The 239-nt window shown below is 37.2% G+C and carries 1 protein-coding gene; it reads left to right on the top strand.

Annotation, left to right across the window (positions count from 1 at the left end; translation table 11 throughout):
* Nucleotides 1–239, top strand: a 239-nt coding sequence (locus FOT98_RS32055; protein ID WP_186292162.1) for a lytic polysaccharide monooxygenase, incomplete at both ends; no start/stop codon positions are given.

Raw genomic sequence — 239 nt, forward strand, 5'->3', positions numbered from 1 at the left:
AAAGGCGGAGAAAACACCTTTACTTGGAAATACACAGCTCCTCATTCAACAAGTCAATGGCACTATTACATCACGAAAAAGGGATGGAATCCAAATAAACCTTTAACAAGAGCAGATTTTGAGCCAATTGGTACTGTAAAACACGATGGTTCTAAAGCATCTAATAATTTATCACATAAAATCAATGTACCAACTGATCGCAGTGGGTACCATGTTATTTTAGCTGTTTGGGATGTAGC

Source organism: Bacillus sp. HY001, assembly GCF_007558965.1.
GTDB lineage: Bacteria > Bacillota > Bacilli > Bacillales > Bacillaceae_G > Bacillus_A > Bacillus_A mobilis.